Below are 15,423 nucleotides of genomic sequence, written 5' to 3'. Positions count from 1 at the left end.
GGGGGCGGTTGGGCCCCGCCGCCGCCGAGCGGATCGCCGTGCCGTCAGGACAGCTCCCCGACCTCCAGCAGGTCGGTCACGAGCGCCGCGATCGCGGAGCGCTCGCTGCGCGTCAGGGTCACGTGGCCGAAGAGGTCGTGCCCCTTGAGCGTCTCGATCACGCTCGCGATGCCGTCGTGGCGGCCGACGCGGAGGTTGTCGCGCTGCCCCACGTCGTGCGTGAGGACGACGCGGGAGTTCTGGCCCATCCGGCTCAGCACGGTGAGCAGCACGTTGCGCTCGAGCGACTGCGCCTCGTCGACGATCACGAAGGCGTCGTGCAGCGACCGTCCTCGGATGTGCGTGAGCGGCATCACCTCGAGGAGCCCCCGCTCGACGACCTCGTCCAGGACGTTCTGCGACACCACCGACCCCAGCGTGTCGAAGACGGCCTGGCCCCACGGGTTCATCTTCTCCGCCTGGTCTCCGGGCAGGTAGCCGAGCTCCTGACCTCCCACCGCGAAGAGCGGCCGGAAGACGATCACCTTCTTCTGGTGCTGGCGTTCGAGGACCGACTCCAGCCCGGCGCAGAGCGCGAGCGCCGACTTGCCCGTTCCCGCGCGTCCGCCCAGCGACACGATGCCGACGGACGGATCGAGCAGCAGGTCGATCGCGATGCGCTGCTCGGCGGAGCGCCCGTGCAAGCCGAACACGTCGCGGTCGCCGCGGACGAGCCGCAGCTCGCCCTCGCCCGTCACGCGCCCGAGCGCCGACCCGCGCTCCGACTGGATGACGAGACCCGTGTTGATGGGGAGGCCGACGGCGTCGGCGTGGACGGCGACCTCCGTCTCGTACAGGTCGGCCATGTCGTCGCCCGACAGCTGCAGCGTCGAGATCCCCGTCCAGCCGGAGTCGACCGCCTGCTCGGCGAGGTACTCCTCGGCCGTGAGGCCCAGCGACGCCGCCTTGACGCGCATGGGCAGGTCCTTGGAGATGATCGTGACGCTCTGGCCGTCCTGCGCGAGATGCGCGGCGACCGCGAGGATGCGGCTGTCGTTGTCGGCGAGGCGCATGCCGCTCGGCAGCACCGTCGGATCGGTGTTGTTGAGCTCGACACGGAGGGTGCCGCCATCCCCCACGGGGACCGGGAAATCGAGCCGGCCGTGCTCGACGCGGAGCTCGTCGAGGTGTCGCAGAGCCGCGCGGGCGAAGTAGCCGAGCTCGGGGTCGTGGCGCTTGCCCTCGAGCTCCGTGATCACCACGACGGGGATGACCACGCTGTGCTCGGCGAAGCGGAAGAAGGCTCGCGGATCGCTCAGGAGAACCGAGGTGTCGAGCACGTAGGTGCGCAGATCCTGCGCCTTCCGTGCCGCCGATCGCCTCGTCGTGCTCCTGACGGTGCCCGTGCTCGCGTCTGTCGTGCCGGCCATGTCGCACTCCCGACCCCGGGCGTCCGCCCGGCTCCTTCGAGTCGACCTGGGTCACGAGTCGTGGTCCTGACGGCCGACCCGACCGGGCGCCTTGCCCGGTGATCCGAAGCTACGGCCGCATGTCCCGATCGCGCCATCCCGACACGCGGGCGGAATGTGACGAACGCGTGAACAACCGCGGCGTCAGCCGACCCGCGTCTGCACGAACGTGGCGCAGGCGTCGTCGAGCATCCGCAGCGACTCGTCGTCCGTCCCCGCATGCACCGATATGCGCACGAGCCCCGTGCGCGCCGTCACGGTGACGCCCGCATTCGCGAGGGCCGCTCCGAGCGCCGCGACGTGGCGCTGGCCGGGGTCGAGCGAGACGATGCCGGCACGGCGCGCCGGGTCGCGCGGCGTGACGACGTCGATGCCGTGCGCGTCGGCGATCCCGATCACGCGCTCCGCGCGCTCCGCGATCGCCGCCTCGATGACGTCGACGCCCGTGCGCTGGACGTCCCCGAGGGCGGACGCGAGGCGCGCGGCGGCGAGCGGGTCGGGCCGCGACACGGTGAACGCACGTCCGTCGGGCGCGGGAGCCGGCGCGGGCACGACGTCGAACGGGAGGTCGTCGAGGTCGGTTCCCGTCGTCCCGGAGAGCACGGGGTCGAGCGCGACCCTGGCACGGTGCCCGTACCAGGCGAAGCCCGTGCCGCGCCCCGCGCGCAGCCATTTGTACCCGTGGCCCGCGACGACGTCGGCGGGCGTCCAGTCGACGTCGACGACCCCGAACGCCTGGGTAGCATCCACGATGAGGAGGCGGTCCTCGCCGATCACCTCGCGGATCGCCGCGAGATCGGCGCGGTACCCCGTGCGGAAGTCGACGAGGCTGACGGCGACGGCGCTCGTCGTCTCGTCGAGAGCGGCGGCGATCGCCTGCGGCGTGGCGAACGGCTCCGCCGGGTCGATCCACTGCGGCACGACCCTGCCGCGCGCCGACGCCGCGCGCACGATCGTCACGGGGATGGTGGGGAACTCGCGCGGCGAGGCGACGATCCCGCCCGACACGCCGTACACGGCCTGCGCGATGCCGTGCGTCGTCGACGGCTGCAGGGCGACGCCGGCGAGGTCGAGCCCGAGCAGCGAGGCGACGAGCTCGCGTGCCTCTCCCACGCGCCCGGCGACGAGGCCGATGCCGCGCTCGCGGCCCGCGCCGAGCAGCTCGAGGTCGGCGACGGCCTCCTCGCGCACGCTCGGGGCCAGCGGTCCGAACGCCGCCCAGTCGAGATACCCCGGTTCGACGGCGAACGTGGCGGAGAAGTCTTCGATCGGGCTCACCCGTACATTCTCGCAGAGGCGCGCTCCGACCGGGCCTGGCCGGTCAGCGGCCGAATCGCCGGTCCCGCGATCCGAAGTCGCGGATCGCACGGAGGAAGTCGACCTCGCGCAGGTCCGGGCCCAGCGCCTCGAGGAAGTAGAACTCGCTGTGCGCGCTCTGCCACAGCAGGAAGTCGCTGAGCCGCTGCTCCCCGCTCGTGCGGATGACGAGGTCGGGATCCTTCTGACCGCCCGTGTACAGGTGCTCGGCGATCTCCTCCGGCGTGAGCCGGGCGGCGAGATCCTCGAGCGTCCCGCCCTCCGCCCCGTGCACGCGGATGATGCTGCGCACGGCGTCCACGATCTCGTGGCGCCCGCCGTAGCCGATCGCGAGGTTGACATGGAGGCCCGTGTTCCCCGCCGTGCGCTCCTCGGCGTCGCGGATGGCGGCGACGAGGAAGTCGGGGAGCCCGTCGAGACGGCCCACGTGCTTCACCCGCCAGTCGCGCCGCCGCGAGAGCTGGCCGGCGAGACCGGCGATGATTTCGATGAGGTCCTGCAGCTCGCGGCTGTCGCGCTTGCGGAGGTTGTCGTGCGACAGCAGGTAGAGGGAGGCCACCTCCACGCCGATCTCGTCGCACCACTCCAGGAACTCGCGCATCTTGGCGGCGCCGGCGCGGTGGCCGTGCGCGGGCGTCTCGAAGCCGAGCTGCCGCGCCCAGCGGCGGTTGCCGTCGATCATCATGGCGACGTGGTGCGGCACCTTCTCGGCGTCGATCTGCCGCCGAAGGCGAGAGATGTAGAGCCGGTAGAGGGGTCCTCTCCCCGCCGCAGACCTCTCGCTGATCACCCTCAGAGCGTACTCCGAGGCGCCGCGTGCCGTTGACGGCATGCGCGGGCGCGTACTGTCGGAGGATGACCGACCCCGAGGACGCTCCCGCCCAGACGCCCGACGGAGTGCCCCAGCTGCCGCTCATGGACGCCGCGCAGCACGACGCGCACGTCGAGATCCGACCGACCTGGCGGGGATGGATCCATGCCGGCACCTTCCCCGTCGCCGTCGCGGCGGGCATCGTGCTCATCTGCCTCGCGCAGGGGGCGCCCGCCAAGTGGGCGTCCGCCGTGTTCATGGCGTCGTCGCTGCTGCTGTTCGGCAACTCGGCCGTCTACCACCGCTTCGACTGGAAGCCCCGGACCAAGCTCCTCCTCAAGCGCATCGACCACGCCAACATCCTGCTTCTGATCGCGGGCACCTACACGCCCATCGGGGTGCTGGCGCTCCCGCCGGAGAAGGGCACACTCCTGCTCGTCCTCGTCTGGAGCGGCGCGGTGCTGGGCATCCTCTTCCGCGTGTTCTGGATCGGCGCGCCGCGGTGGCTGTACGTCGCGCTCTACCTCCTCCTCGGATGGGCGGCCGTGATGTACCTCGGCGACCTGTTCCAGGCGAGCGCCGCCATGATGGTGCTCGTCATCGTCGGCGGTCTGCTCTACACGGGCGGCGCCGTCGTGTACGCCCTGAAGCGCCCGAACCCGTGGCCCGGCCACTTCGGCTTCCACGAGATCTTCCACGTGTGCACCGTGCTGGCGTTCCTGTGCCACTGGACGGGAGCGCTCCTCATCGCGCTCCGGCCCGCGTTCAACGGCCCGGCGTAGCCGCGCCGTCGCCGCCGTCCGCGTCGTCCGCGCGCTCGCCCTCCGGGACATCGGCGCGAGCCTCCGCCGCGGCCGCCTCCTCCGCATCGAGGACGGCGTTCGCCTCCTCGCGGTACTTCGCGCGGCGCACCCGCCGGAGCATGTCGGCGACGAGCAGGAAGACGACGACGACGAGCAGCGCGATCGTGAGGAACCCGAGCGGGCCCGGCGTGACGAGGTCGGGGTCGACGGTCGGGACCGGGCTCGGGGTGGCGGCGGCGAGCACGGCGAGAGCGGGCATCGAAGACTCCTCGGAGGGACGCGGCTCTCGGACGAGAGCGTCGGGAAAGGCGGCTAGCCTGGAGTGATCAGCCTAGTTCGGACGCCTGAGAGGACGACGACGTGACGATCCAGCAGCGTCTCGACGACCGCTACGGGCGCACCCGGCGCGGATCGACCCGCGTCGCGTGGATCGTCGGCGGCGTCATCGCTGCCGCCGTCCTGGCGTGGTTCGCCTGGTCGACCATGGCCGACGCCGCGGGGTCGGTCGACTACGACGACACGGGCTTCGCGGTGCACGGCGACCATGAGGTCGAGGTGACGTTCCAGGTGACGTCGGCATCGGACGCGCCCGTCGTGTGCGCGCTCGAGGCGCTCGACGAGGAGTTCGGCGTCGTGGGATGGCGGATCGTCGAGCTGCCCCCGGCGCAGGCCGTCTCGGCGTCGTACACGGAGACCGTCCCGACGGTCGCCGAGGCGACGACCGGAATTGTCAAGTCCTGCTGGATTCCGTAGGATCGACCCTCAAGTCCATTCGACGCCCCGGCGGCTCGCCGGGGCGTCGTCACATATGCCGGCCGTCTGCGCCGCGCATGCACGAAGGAGACAGACCGTGTCCGATGACACCCAGGTCCCGTTCCTGACCCAGGAGGCGTACGACCGCCTGGCCGCCGAGCTCGAGCACCTCTCGACGACGGGCCGCGAGGAGATCGCGAAGCGCATCGAGGCCGCCCGCGAGGAGGGCGACCTCCGCGAGAACGGCGGCTACCACGCGGCCAAGGACGAGCAGGGCAAGCAGGAGGCGCGCATCCGCCAGCTGCAGGCGCTCCTCAAGGACGCCAAGGTGGGCGTGGCCCCCGAGTCGAACGGCGTCGTGGAGCCGGGCACCGTCGTCACGGCGATCGTCTTCGGCGACGAGGAGCGCTTCCTCCTCGGCAGCCGCGAGATCGCCGGCGGCACCGACCTCGACGTGTACAGCGAGCGGAGCCCGCTCGGCGCCGCGATCATCGGGCTCGCCGAGGGCGACAAGACGTCGTATCAGGCACCCAACGGCAAGTCGGTGCCCGTCGAGATCGTGAAGGTGGAGACCTTCACGGGCTGACGTCCGACGCAGACGACGACGGCCGCCCCGATCAGCCTGTGAAGGCGGGGGCGGCCGTCGTCGTCTGCGCTCACTCCGGAAGGATCTCGGGGCGGAAGCCGGCGTCGCGGAGGATCTGCAGGGTGAGGCGCTTGTGCTCCTCGCCGCGGGTCTCGACGGAGATCTGCAGGATCACCTCGCTGATCTGCAGCCCCTGGCCGTGCCGGGTGTGGAGCACCTCGATCACGTTCGCCCCCGCCTCCGCGAGCAGCTCCGACACCCGCGCGAGCTGGCCGGGGCGATCCGGCAGCGGGACGCGGATGGTCATGTAGCGTCCGGATGCCGCGAGACCGTGCGCGACGACGCGCTGGAGCAGGAGCGGGTCGATGTTGCCGCCCGAGAGCACGGCGACGGTGGGCCCGGCCGATGTCACCTTCCCGGCGAGGATGGCCGCCACGCCGACGGCTCCCGCCGGCTCGACGACGACCTTGGCGCGTTCGAGCAGCACGAGCAGCGCGCGCGCGATGTCGTCGTCCGTGACCGTCACGACCTCGTCGACGAGGTCGCGGATGAGCGCGAATGTCTCGTCGCCCGGCCGAGACACGAGGATGCCGTCGGCGATCGTCGGCTTCGTCTCGATCGTCACGGGCTCGCCCGCGGCGAGCGACACGGGGAACGGCGCCGCGTTCTCCGACTGGACGCCGATGACGCGGATCCGCCGCCCCTCGGCCGCGGCCTTCGCCTTCGCGGCGGCGGCGACGCCGGCGATGAGGCCGCCGCCGCCGATGCCGAGGAGGATCGTCTCGACGCCCTCGATGTCGTCGAGGATCTCGAGGCCCAGGGTGCCCTGCCCCACGATGATGTCGCGGTGGTCGAAGGGGTGGATGAGCACGGCGCCCGTGCGCTCGGCGTGCTCGGCCGCGCGCCGCAGGCCGACGTCGACCGTCGCACCCTCGAGGACGACCTCGGCGCCGTAGCCCTTCGTCGCGAGGAGCTTCGGCACGGGGACGCCGAGCGGCATGTAGATGGTGGCCGGGATGCCGAGCTGCTGCGCGGCGAGCGCGACGCCCTGGGCGTGGTTCCCCGCCGAGGCCGCGACGACGCCGCGAGCCCGCTCCTGCGCGCTGAGCCGCGACAGGCGATGGGTCGCGCCGCGCACCTTGAACGAGCCCGTGCGCTGCAGGTTCTCGAGCTTGAGGTGGACGGGGACGCCCAGGAGGTCGCTGAGGTGCTGCGAGTACTCGGTGGGGGTGTGCTCGACGACCCCCGCGAGCCCCCGCGCGGCCTCCTCGAACTCCTCCAGCGCGGGTGCGGTGCCGCGCGGATGCGCATCCGACAGGGTCATGATCGTGCCTTCCCGTCCTCGTCGTCCTCGGCGCGTCCGAGGGTCTTGGGGACCGTGCTCCAGATGAGGTCTCCGTGGACCTCCGACCCCGTGCGCCACGAGCCGCTGCTCAGGGTGACGGCGACGACGTTGACGAACGCCGCCACGGGGACGGCGAAGAGGGCGCCCGCGATGCCGCCCACCATCGATCCGCCCGCGACGACGAGCACCACCGCGAGGGGGTGCACCTTCACCGCCGACCCCATGAGGAGCGGCTGCAGGATGTGGCTCTCGATCTGCTGCACGAGCAGCACGACGGCCAGCATGGCGACGCCGATCCAGAGGCCGTTGTAGGCGAGGGCGATGACGACGGCGAGCGCGCCCGTGACGATGGCGCCCACGAACGGCACGAACGCCCCCAGGAACACCATGACGGCGATGGGGATGGCGAGCGGCACGCCGAGCAGGAACGCCCCCAGGCCGATGCCGACGGCGTCGATGGTGGCGACGATGATCTGCGTGCGCGCGTAGTTGATGAGGGTCGTCCAGCCGTTGCGCGCCGCGGCGTCGGCGGCGGGGCGCGCGGCGCGCGGGAACAGCCGGACCGTCCAGCGCCAGATGCCGGCGCCGTCGAAGAGGAAGCACAGGAGGACGAAGAGCGACAGCAGCAGGCCGGTCGCGAAGTGCCCCACGGTCGTGCCGACGGCGAGCGCGCCGTTGAGGAGGAGGTCGGCCTGCTCCTGCACCAGCGAGAACGATCCCGCGAAGAACTCGTCGATCTGCTGCGCCGTGACGACACCCGAGTCGAGGAGGAACGAGCGCACCTGGGTGACGGAGCCGGCCATGCGGTCGCGCACCTCGTCCGCCTGCTGCGAGATCTGCCACACGACGAGCCAGATGAGTCCGGCGACGACGGCGATCGTCCCCAGCACGCTGACGATGACGGCGACGACCCGCGGCACGCGGTGCCGGAGCATCCAGGAGAAGCCGGGGTAGACGAGCGCCGTGAGGAGGGTGGCGACGAAGATCGGGATGACGAGCAGCTTGAACTCGATGACGAGCCAGACGATCACGGCGACGACGCCCGCGAGGACGAGGAACCGCCATCCGTAGGCGGTCGCGACGCGCAGGCCGGGCGGGACCTCGTCGGGGGACGGCGACGGGCGAGGCGCGGGCTCCGGCTGCGCGGCGGAGCGCGCGCGGCGGAGCAGGCCCTTGCGACCGTGTCGGGACGTGGCGTCGCTCATCCTCGTCATCCTAATCCCCGGCGTATTCCGCTGTGGGCGTGAAGCATGTCGGCGGCCGTCGGTAGCGTGGCGGCGTGAAGGATTCCCTCTCCGCCGCCGAGGCGCGGCGCATCGCGCTCGCCGCGCAGGGGTTCGGTCGGCCCCGTCCCGAGGCGGTGACCGCGCGCCGCGTGCGCGCAGAGCTCGCGCGGATGGCCGTGCTCCAGATCGACTCCGTGAACGTGTTCGCGCGCAGCCACTACATGCCGCTCCTCTCGCGGCTGGGGCCGTACGACCCCGCCGTCCTCGACGGGCTCGTGCTGCGCCCGCGCACGCGCAGCTCGACTCCCGAGTACGTGGAGTACCTCGCGCACGAGGCGACCTTCGTGCCGCGCGACGACTGGGCGCTGTGGCGGTTCCGCATGGACGACATGCGCGACCGGCACAGCGCTCCCGGGAGCTGGTACGCGGAGAACGGCGCGACGCTCGACTGGGTGCGCACCGAGCTCGCCGACCGGGGTCCGCTCCGCCCCGCGGAGATCGAGCGCGATGTGCAGGCGGCCCGTGGGCCATGGTGGGGATGGGACGACGTCAAGCGCGCCCTCGAGATGATGTGGCGCTTCGGCGAGGTCGCCATCGCGGGGAGAACCGGGTTCGAGCGGCGGTACGCTCTCGCGGCGCACGTGCTCCCGCCTGCCGTTCTCGACCGCGCCGTCCCGCGCGCCGACGCGATCCGAGAACTCGTGCGACGCGCCGCGCGCGCGAGCGGGGTCGCCACGGCCTCCGATCTCGCCGACTACCATCGCATCCGCGACCGCCGCGCCGTGCTGGCCGCCGTCGACGACCTCGTCGACGCCGGCGAGCTCGTCCCCGTGCGCGTCGCGGGATGGGAGCGCGGCGGGCGGGCCCTCGCCGCATGGCGGCATCGCGATGCGGCGCTCCCCCGCCGCATCGACAGGGCGACGGTGCTGACGCCGTTCGATCCCGTGGTCTGGTTCCGCGAGCGCGCGGAACGGCTGTTCGGCTTCGACTACCGCATCGAGATCTACACCCCGGCCGACAGGCGGCGCTTCGGCTACTACTCGCTGCCTCTGCTCGTGGACGACCGCATCGCCGGACGCATCGACCTCAAGGCCGACCGAGCCGCGTCGACCCTGCGCGTGCAGTCGGCGTGGTGGGAGGCGGGCGCGGGCGGAGGAGCCGACGCCGAGAGGGCGGCAGCGGCCCTGCGCGACGCCGGGCGATGGCAGGGGCTCGAGACGACGACGGTGTCGCGGTGGGGCGACGCCGCCGACGACCTCGCCGCCGCGCTCGACGCGCCGCGTCACGACCATCCCCGGGTTCTCCCTGCCGGCGCTGACTAGGGTGTCGGGAGGAGGCCCGCATGAAACGTCCCCTGATCCCCGTGCTCGCGCTCATCGCCGCCGTCGTGATCGGCATGATCGTCGTCGGATTCTGGACCGCGAGCCGGCCGGCCGGTGCGCAGGACGTCGCGGCGCGGTTCGCCGATGCGCTCGCGACGGGCGACGCGGACGCCGCCCGCGCTCTCCTGCAGGATCCGGGATCCGTCTCGGAGGAGGCGTGGACCGCGTTCTCCGGCGCCGAGCACCTGACGCTCGCCGACGAGGCCGTCACGACGGAGGACGACGACACGGCTCGCGCCGAGGTGTCCGCGAGCCTGGGCGACGAGCCGATCGAGCTGTCGTTCCCGCTCGTCAGGACCGACGACGGCTGGCGCGTCGCGGAGGCGCCGCTCGGCACGCTGTCGGTGACGTCGTCGCGCGGGGAGCTCGTCGAGGTCGCCGATCAGCCGATCTCCCTCGAGGGCGGCGCCGCGCAGATCGACCTCCTGCCGGGCGTGTACCCCGTCTCGGCCTGGCCCGCCGCCTATCTCGACGGCGGAGCCGACGTCGCCGTCGCCCCCGCCGGAGAGGCGGACGCGGCGCTCGACCCGGCGTTCACGGAGGAGGCGCGCACGCAGGCCGAGGAGCAGCTCGCGGCGTACATCGACGACTGCCTCGCGACCGCCGCCGAGGTTCCGGTCGGCTGCGGGATGGTCGTCCCCTGGCCCGCCGACCTCGCGGAGCTCGACGAGATCTCCTTCCAGGCCGAGGCGCTGCCGTCGCCCGTGGTCGACCTCGACGCCGGGACCTTCGCGGCGGAGGGCGGCAGCGTCACGGCCACCGCGACGGGCCTGCGCGCCGACGGCTCGGAGGCGACGTTCTCGTACCGCTCGGACTCGTGGAGCGTGCGCGGCGCGGTCTCGGTGGACGACGAAGGCCTCCTGCTCAGCGTCTTCTGAGCGGGAGGCCCTCGTCGTCGCGGCGGCTCGGCCGACGGTTCAGAACTGCACGCGCGGCGGCTCCGCGATGGCCGCGCCGCCGTCGACCTCGAAGAACTCGCGCTGCGCGAACCCGAGGCTCGAGGCGAACAGATTGTTCGGGAACACCGCGATCTTCGTGTTGAGCTCGCGCACGCCGCCGTTGTAGAAGCGCCGTGACGCCTGGATCTTGTCCTCGGTGTCGACGATGCTGTGCTGCAGCTGCAGGAAGTTCTGGCTCGCCTGCAGCTGCGGATACGACTCCGCGACCGCGAAGAGGCTCTTGAGCGCCTGCTGGATGTGGTTCTCGGCGATGCCGGCGTCGGCGGGGCCGGTGGCGCTCAGCGTCTCGGCGCGCGCCCGCGTGACGTTCTCGAACACCGCCTTCTCATGCGCGGCGTATCCCTTGACGGCCTCGATGAGGTTCGGGATGAGATCGGCGCGGCGCTTGAGCTGCACCGTGATGCCGCTCCACGCCTCGTCGACGCGCACGTTGAGCTGCACGAGCGAGTTGTACGTCGCCCACAGGTAGATGGCCGCGATGACGACGATCGCCACGACGACGAGGACGGGAATCAACCATTCCACGACGGAACCCCCCTTGGATTTCTGCGTCCATCCTAGACATCGCCGAGACGCCCTCGCCGTGCGCCGCCTGCGCATCCGCAGACGATGCGCCCTGCGCCCGCCGAATCTCGGTACCGTCGAGGCATGACCATCCAGGACAGGGCCCTCGCCCTCCAGTCGCTGCACGAAGCACCCGAGATCCTCCGCGTCGTGAACGTGTGGGACGCCGTCAGCGCCCGCACCGTGGGCGATCTCCCCGGCACACGCGCGATCGCGACCGCCGGCCACTCGATCGCGGCCTCCCACGGGTATGCCGACGGCGCCATGCCGCTCGAGGTGAACATCGCCGCCATCGCGCGCATCGTCGAGGCCGTCGACCTGCCGGTGTCCGCCGACCTCGACGCGGGCTACGACGACGCGGCGGACGCGGTGCGCCGGGCCATCGGCGCGGGCGCCGTGGGCGCCAACGTCGAGGACCGGCTCGCGCCGTTCGACGAGTCGGTCGCGAAGGTCGCCGCCATCATGCGCGCCGCCGAGGCCGAGGGCGTCGCCTTCCAGCTCAACGCCCGCACCGACGCCATCGTGCGCGGCGGCGACCGTCCGCTCTCCGCGAGCGTCGACGATGCGATCGATCGCGGACGCGCCTTCCTCGACGCCGGCGCGAGCCTCGTGTTCGTGCCGGGCGCCCTCGACCGCGACACGGTCTCGCGGCTCGTGGAGGGGATCGGCGAGCGCAAGGTGAGCGTCATCGGCCTGCCCGGCGCCCTCACCGCGGCGGAGTACCAGGAGCTGGGCGTCGCCCGCATCTCGTACGGACCGCTCACGCAGCGCGTCGCGCTGCGGGCCCTCCGCGACCTCGCCACCGACCTGTACGGCACCGGCGTGATCCCGCAGGACACGCCGGCCCTCAACTGAGCGCATGAGGCTGTCGCGACGCGCCGAGCGCGTGGAGCCGTTCCACGCCATGGCGTTCGGCGCGCGCGCGGCGGAGCTCGAGGCGGATGGCCGCCGTGTCATCCGCCTCGGGCTCGGCGAGCCGGACTTCGGCGCACCGGAGGCGGTCCGCGCCGCCCTGCGCGACGCCATGGACGGCCGTCCGCTCCCCTACACGCCCGCCCTCGGGCTCCCCGCCCTCCGCGCCGACATCGCGCGGTTCTACCGCGACCGGCACGGTGTCGACATCGACCCCGCGCGCATCGCCGTCACCTCGGGCGCCTCCGCGGCCCTCCTCGTCGTGCTCGCCGCGATCGCCGACGAGGGCGACGACGTCCTGCTCGCCGACCCCTCCTACCCCTGCAACCGGCAGCTGATCGAGACGTTCGGCGCCCGCGCCGTCACGGTGCCCGCCGACGCCGCGCACCGCTGGCAGCCCGACGCGGCCTCGCTCGATGCGGCCTGGACACCGCACACGCGCGCCGTCATGATCGCGACGCCCGCGAACCCCACCGGCACGACCATCCGTCCCGCCGAGCTCGACGCGATCTGCCGCCTCGCCCGTGACCGCGGCGCCTGGCGTCTCGTCGACGAGATCTACCTCGACCTGGCCGACGAGGGGGCCGACGGTCGACGCCCCGCGACCGTGCTCGCACGCGACCCCGACGCCATCGTCGTGTCGAGCTTCTCGAAGTACTTCGGGATGACCGGGTGGCGGCTCGGCTGGGCCGTGCTGCCGCCCGCGCTCGTCGCGCCCGTGGAGCGGCTCGCCATGAACTACTTCCTGTGCGCGTCGACGCCGGCGCAGATCGCCGCGCGGGCGTGCTTCTCCCCCGCCACGCTCGCGGAATGCGAGGAACGGCGGCTCGAGCTGCGGGCCCGCCGGGGCATCGCGCTCGCCGGGCTCGCCGAGCTGGGGCTCGCGGTCCCGGTCGAGCCCGACGGCGCGTTCTACGTCTACGCCGACGTCACGTCGACGGGGATGGACGCGGACGAGTTCTGCCGGCGAGCACTCGAGGAGGCGCACGTGTCGCTCACGCCCGGTCTCGACTTCGGCCCCGCGACCGCCCGCTCGCACGTGCGCCTGTCGTACACGGCATCCCGCGACGACATCCGCGAGGGGCTCGCGCGTCTGCGTACGCTGGTGCCATGAGCGACACCTCCGACCTCGGGACGGCCGTCGACGCCATCCGCGACGAGCTCGCCGCCCTCGAGGACCCGCGCATGCGCGCCGTCAACGAACGGCACGGCGACGACCACGGCGTCAACCTCACGAGGCTCCGCGCGGTCGCCAAGCGCGTCGGTGCCGATCACGAGCTCGCCCTCGCGCTGTGGTCCACCGGGGAGACGCCCGCCCGCCTCGTCGCGCTCCTCGTCGCGCGCCCCCGGCTGTTCTCCGCCGACCAGCTCGACGAGATGCTTCGCGCCTCCCGGGCGCGCAAGGTGCAGGACTGGCTGGTCGCCTACGTCGTGAAGAAGAGCCCGCACGCGGAGCAGCTGCGCCGCGCCTGGTTCGACGACGCCGATCCCGTCGTGGCCGCGGCCGGATGGGACCTCACGACCGAGCGGGTGCGGAAGCGGCCGGACGGCCTGGACCTCGCGCGTCTTCTGGACCTCGTGGAAGCCGACATGAAGAACGCCCCCGAGCGCCTGCAGTGGGCCATGAACCAGACTCTCGCCGAGATCGGCATCCGCACCCCCGCGCTGCGGGCGCGCGCGATCGCGATCGGGGAGCGCCTCGAGGTGCTGAAGGACTACCCCACGCCCCCGAACTGCACGTCTCCGTACGCCCCCGCCTGGATCGCGGAGATGGTGCGCCGCGCGGAGGGCTGAGGCTCCCGCCGCGTCAGGTGCCGCAGAACGTGCGGTGCCTCGGCGAGTCGGCGGGCGCGGGCAGAGCGTACCTCCTGTCTGCGCCGCGCTCGTCGAAGGGATGGCGCAGGACCTCGAGCAGCGCGTCGAACGGCCCGAGATCGCCGCCGACCGCGGCATCGAGCGCCTCCTCCACGAGATGGTTCCGCGGGATGTGCACGGGGTTCGCCGCTCGGATGCGGTCCGCGCGGGGCCCCTGCGCGCGCCACGCGGCGAACCACGCATCGAGGGCGGGCACGGGCCCGAGGAAGCGGGCCCGCACCGCGCGCTCATCGCCATCCGCCGCCGCCGCGAGATCGCGCCAGAAGCCGGTGAAGTCGACTCCGTGCTCGTCGAGCAGGGCGAGCGCCGCGTCGGCGAGCGCGCCCGCGACCGCCCCGTCGGCCCGGTCGTCGAGCCCGAGCTTTGCCCGGAACGCGACATCGCGGTGGGATCGGTAGCGGGCGTCGAAGCCCTCGACGATCTCGGCGGCCGCGCCCTCCCCCTCGTCCTCCCCCGCCGCGAGCAGCGGCGCGATCGCGACCCCGAGGCGCTCGAGGTTCCAGCGCATGATCGACGGCTGCCGCTCGTAGGCGTAGCGGCCGTCGCGGTCGATCGAGCTGAACCACGCAGCGGGCTCGTATGCGTCGAGGAACGCGCACGGGCCGTAGTCGATCGTCTCCGCGGAGACGAGCACGTTGTCGGTGCTCAGCACGCCGTGCACGAACCCGAGGCTCATCCACGCGGCCGTCAGCGCCGCCGTCGAATCGACCACGGCCTCCAGCAGAGCACGGTGCGGATGGCGCGCATCCGCGGCGGACGGATGGCTCCGCTCGATGACGTGATCCGCCAGCCGGGCGAGGAGGGCGCGGTCGCCCTGAGCGCGCACGTACTCGAACGACCCGAAGCGCACATGGCTCGACGCCGTGCGCGCGAGCACGGCGCCCGGCAGCTCGACGCCGTCGAGACGTCGGGGCGCCCCGGTCGCGACGACCGCGAGCGCGCGCGTCGTCGGGACGCCGAGGGCGTGCATCGACGCGGACAGGGCGAACTCGCGCAGCATCGGGCCGACCGTGGCGTACCCGTCCACGCGGGACATCGACGTGGGGCCGATCCCCTTCAGATGGATCTCGCGCAGGCGTCCGTCGCCCGCGGTGCGCCGCTCCCCCAGCAGCGCGGCACGGCCGTCCCCCAGCAGCGGACGGAACACGCCCCACTGGTGGCCGGCGTACACCTGCGCGACGGGCGGCGCGTCGGCGGGTGCCGCTTCTCCCGTGAGGAATCGCACGCCCTCCTCCGCGCGCAGCGAGGCGGGGTCGAGCCCGAGATCGGCGGCGAGGTCCGCGTCGAGGGCGAGCACCCGGGGCGCGGGCGTCCGCGCGGGCGCCGCCGGACGCGACAGCTCGGGGAAGCGGCGCGCCCACTCGCGCTCGAGGCCGTGGACGGCGGGGGCGGCGAGAGGATGCGGCGTCGGCATGGTCGTCATCGTAGGCGGCGCGCGGACG

General features: G+C 72.9%; 16 protein-coding genes. 8 read left to right on the top strand and 8 right to left on the bottom strand.

From position 1 onward, the window contains the following. Window positions 1-44: 44 nt before the first annotated feature. From ACWGPF_RS16560 to ACWGPF_RS16550, 3 genes are all read right to left on the bottom strand, one after another. The gene (locus tag ACWGPF_RS16560; RefSeq protein ID WP_452333834.1) at window positions 45-1,409 is read right to left on the bottom strand and encodes a PhoH family protein; all 1,365 of its coding nucleotides are present in this window, start codon (window positions 1,407-1,409) and stop codon (window positions 45-47) included. A gap of 183 nt (window positions 1,410-1,592) precedes the next feature. After that, window positions 1,593-2,726 carry an aminotransferase class V-fold PLP-dependent enzyme gene (locus ACWGPF_RS16555; protein ID WP_452333833.1) on the bottom strand — a complete coding sequence of 378 codons (1,134 nt, stop codon included), beginning with the start codon at window positions 2,724-2,726 and terminating at the stop codon, window positions 1,593-1,595. 43 nt (window positions 2,727-2,769) lie between these two features. Continuing rightward, window positions 2,770-3,597 carry an isoprenyl transferase gene (locus tag ACWGPF_RS16550; protein ID WP_452333832.1) on the bottom strand — a complete coding sequence of 276 codons (828 nt, stop codon included), beginning with the start codon at window positions 3,595-3,597 and terminating at the stop codon, window positions 2,770-2,772. Between the two features lie 23 nt (window positions 3,598-3,620). Here ACWGPF_RS16550 and trhA point away from each other — a divergent pair, with 23 nt between their 5' ends. Continuing rightward, window positions 3,621-4,358: a PAQR family membrane homeostasis protein TrhA gene (gene trhA, locus ACWGPF_RS16545; RefSeq protein ID WP_452333831.1), complete on the top strand. Its 738-nt coding sequence runs from the start codon at window positions 3,621-3,623 to the stop codon at window positions 4,356-4,358. On the opposite strand, the gene ACWGPF_RS16540 is transcribed toward trhA, so the two are convergent. Beyond that, on the bottom strand, window positions 4,342-4,638 hold the full coding sequence (locus ACWGPF_RS16540; RefSeq protein ID WP_452333830.1) for a hypothetical protein: 297 nt from the start codon (window positions 4,636-4,638) through the stop codon (window positions 4,342-4,344). The genes trhA and ACWGPF_RS16540 overlap by 17 nt on opposite strands. A 101-nt stretch (window positions 4,639-4,739) precedes the next feature. Between ACWGPF_RS16540 and ACWGPF_RS16535 the strand changes: the two genes are divergently transcribed. Together ACWGPF_RS16535 and greA are read left to right on the top strand one after the other, a co-directional pair. Further along, window positions 4,740-5,132, top strand: coding sequence for a DUF4307 domain-containing protein (locus ACWGPF_RS16535; RefSeq protein WP_452333829.1), 393 nt, complete (start codon window positions 4,740-4,742; stop codon window positions 5,130-5,132). 97 nt (window positions 5,133-5,229) lie between these two features. Then, a complete protein-coding gene (gene greA / locus ACWGPF_RS16530) occupies window positions 5,230-5,718 on the top strand; it encodes a transcription elongation factor GreA (protein ID WP_345436404.1) in 489 nt (162 codons plus the stop codon). A gap of 70 nt (window positions 5,719-5,788) precedes the next feature. On the opposite strand, the gene ilvA is transcribed toward greA, so the two are convergent. Next, the gene (gene ilvA / locus ACWGPF_RS16525; RefSeq protein ID WP_452333828.1) at window positions 5,789-7,042 is read right to left on the bottom strand and encodes a threonine ammonia-lyase; all 1,254 of its coding nucleotides are present in this window, start codon (window positions 7,040-7,042) and stop codon (window positions 5,789-5,791) included. After that, window positions 7,039-8,268, bottom strand: a complete 1,230-nt coding sequence (locus tag ACWGPF_RS16520; protein WP_452333827.1) for an AI-2E family transporter — start codon at window positions 8,266-8,268, stop codon at window positions 7,039-7,041. The genes ilvA and ACWGPF_RS16520 overlap by 4 nt, the downstream gene beginning before the upstream one ends. 74 nt (window positions 8,269-8,342) lie before the next feature. Here ACWGPF_RS16520 and ACWGPF_RS16515 point away from each other — a divergent pair, with 74 nt between their 5' ends. Then, on the top strand, window positions 8,343-9,611 hold the full coding sequence (locus ACWGPF_RS16515; RefSeq protein WP_452333826.1) for a winged helix-turn-helix domain-containing protein: 1,269 nt from the start codon (window positions 8,343-8,345) through the stop codon (window positions 9,609-9,611). A gap of 20 nt (window positions 9,612-9,631) precedes the next feature. Continuing rightward, window positions 9,632-10,549 (top strand): hypothetical protein, encoded by a 918-nt coding sequence (locus ACWGPF_RS16510; RefSeq protein ID WP_452333825.1) that lies wholly within the window; start codon window positions 9,632-9,634, stop codon window positions 10,547-10,549. 39 nt (window positions 10,550-10,588) lie between these two features. Here ACWGPF_RS16510 and ACWGPF_RS16505 read toward each other — a convergent pair whose 3' ends face one another. Beyond that, window positions 10,589-11,155 (bottom strand): LemA family protein, encoded by a 567-nt coding sequence (locus ACWGPF_RS16505; RefSeq protein WP_452333824.1) that lies wholly within the window; start codon window positions 11,153-11,155, stop codon window positions 10,589-10,591. Between the two features lie 123 nt (window positions 11,156-11,278). Here ACWGPF_RS16505 and ACWGPF_RS16500 point away from each other — a divergent pair, with 123 nt between their 5' ends. The 3 genes from ACWGPF_RS16500 to ACWGPF_RS16490 are packed head-to-tail and all read left to right on the top strand — an operon-like array spanning window position 11,279 to window position 13,900. Further along, on the top strand, window positions 11,279-12,049 hold the full coding sequence (locus tag ACWGPF_RS16500; protein WP_452333823.1) for an isocitrate lyase/PEP mutase family protein: 771 nt from the start codon (window positions 11,279-11,281) through the stop codon (window positions 12,047-12,049). A 4-nt stretch (window positions 12,050-12,053) separates the two neighbouring features. Beyond that, complete coding sequence (locus ACWGPF_RS16495; protein WP_452333822.1) at window positions 12,054-13,220, top strand: aminotransferase class I/II-fold pyridoxal phosphate-dependent enzyme; 1,167 nt, start codon at window positions 12,054-12,056, stop codon at window positions 13,218-13,220. Beyond that, on the top strand, window positions 13,217-13,900 hold the full coding sequence (locus tag ACWGPF_RS16490; RefSeq protein ID WP_452333821.1) for a DNA alkylation repair protein: 684 nt from the start codon (window positions 13,217-13,219) through the stop codon (window positions 13,898-13,900). The genes ACWGPF_RS16495 and ACWGPF_RS16490 overlap by 4 nt, the downstream gene beginning before the upstream one ends. A 13-nt stretch (window positions 13,901-13,913) precedes the next feature. Here ACWGPF_RS16490 and ACWGPF_RS16485 read toward each other — a convergent pair whose 3' ends face one another. Continuing rightward, window positions 13,914-15,395 (bottom strand): protein adenylyltransferase SelO family protein, encoded by a 1,482-nt coding sequence (locus ACWGPF_RS16485; protein ID WP_452333820.1) that lies wholly within the window; start codon window positions 15,393-15,395, stop codon window positions 13,914-13,916. Window positions 15,396-15,423: the final 28 nt, after the last annotated feature.

This window comes from Microbacterium sp. NPDC055683, from assembly GCF_053617895.1.
Note: the sequence above shows the minus strand (reverse complement) of the source record. Positions and strands in the feature narration are given on the sequence as shown.

Coding starts and splice junctions, on each gene's coding strand:
- ACWGPF_RS16560 (WP_452333834.1), bottom strand. CDS start 1,409: ATGGCCGGCACGACAGACGCGAGCACGGGCACCGTCAGGAGCACGACG.
- ACWGPF_RS16550 (WP_452333832.1), bottom strand. CDS start 3,597: ATGCCGTCAACGGCACGCGGCGCCTCGGAGTACGCTCTGAGGGTGATC.
- trhA (WP_452333831.1), top strand. CDS start 3,621: ATGACCGACCCCGAGGACGCTCCCGCCCAGACGCCCGACGGAGTGCCC.
- ACWGPF_RS16540 (WP_452333830.1), bottom strand. CDS start 4,638: ATGCCCGCTCTCGCCGTGCTCGCCGCCGCCACCCCGAGCCCGGTCCCG.
- ilvA (WP_452333828.1), bottom strand. CDS start 7,042: ATGACCCTGTCGGATGCGCATCCGCGCGGCACCGCACCCGCGCTGGAG.
- ACWGPF_RS16520 (WP_452333827.1), bottom strand. CDS start 8,268: ATGAGCGACGCCACGTCCCGACACGGTCGCAAGGGCCTGCTCCGCCGC.
- ACWGPF_RS16510 (WP_452333825.1), top strand. CDS start 9,632: ATGAAACGTCCCCTGATCCCCGTGCTCGCGCTCATCGCCGCCGTCGTG.
- ACWGPF_RS16500 (WP_452333823.1), top strand. CDS start 11,279: ATGACCATCCAGGACAGGGCCCTCGCCCTCCAGTCGCTGCACGAAGCA.
- ACWGPF_RS16495 (WP_452333822.1), top strand. CDS start 12,054: ATGAGGCTGTCGCGACGCGCCGAGCGCGTGGAGCCGTTCCACGCCATG.
- ACWGPF_RS16490 (WP_452333821.1), top strand. CDS start 13,217: ATGAGCGACACCTCCGACCTCGGGACGGCCGTCGACGCCATCCGCGAC.
- ACWGPF_RS16485 (WP_452333820.1), bottom strand. CDS start 15,395: ATGCCGACGCCGCATCCTCTCGCCGCCCCCGCCGTCCACGGCCTCGAG.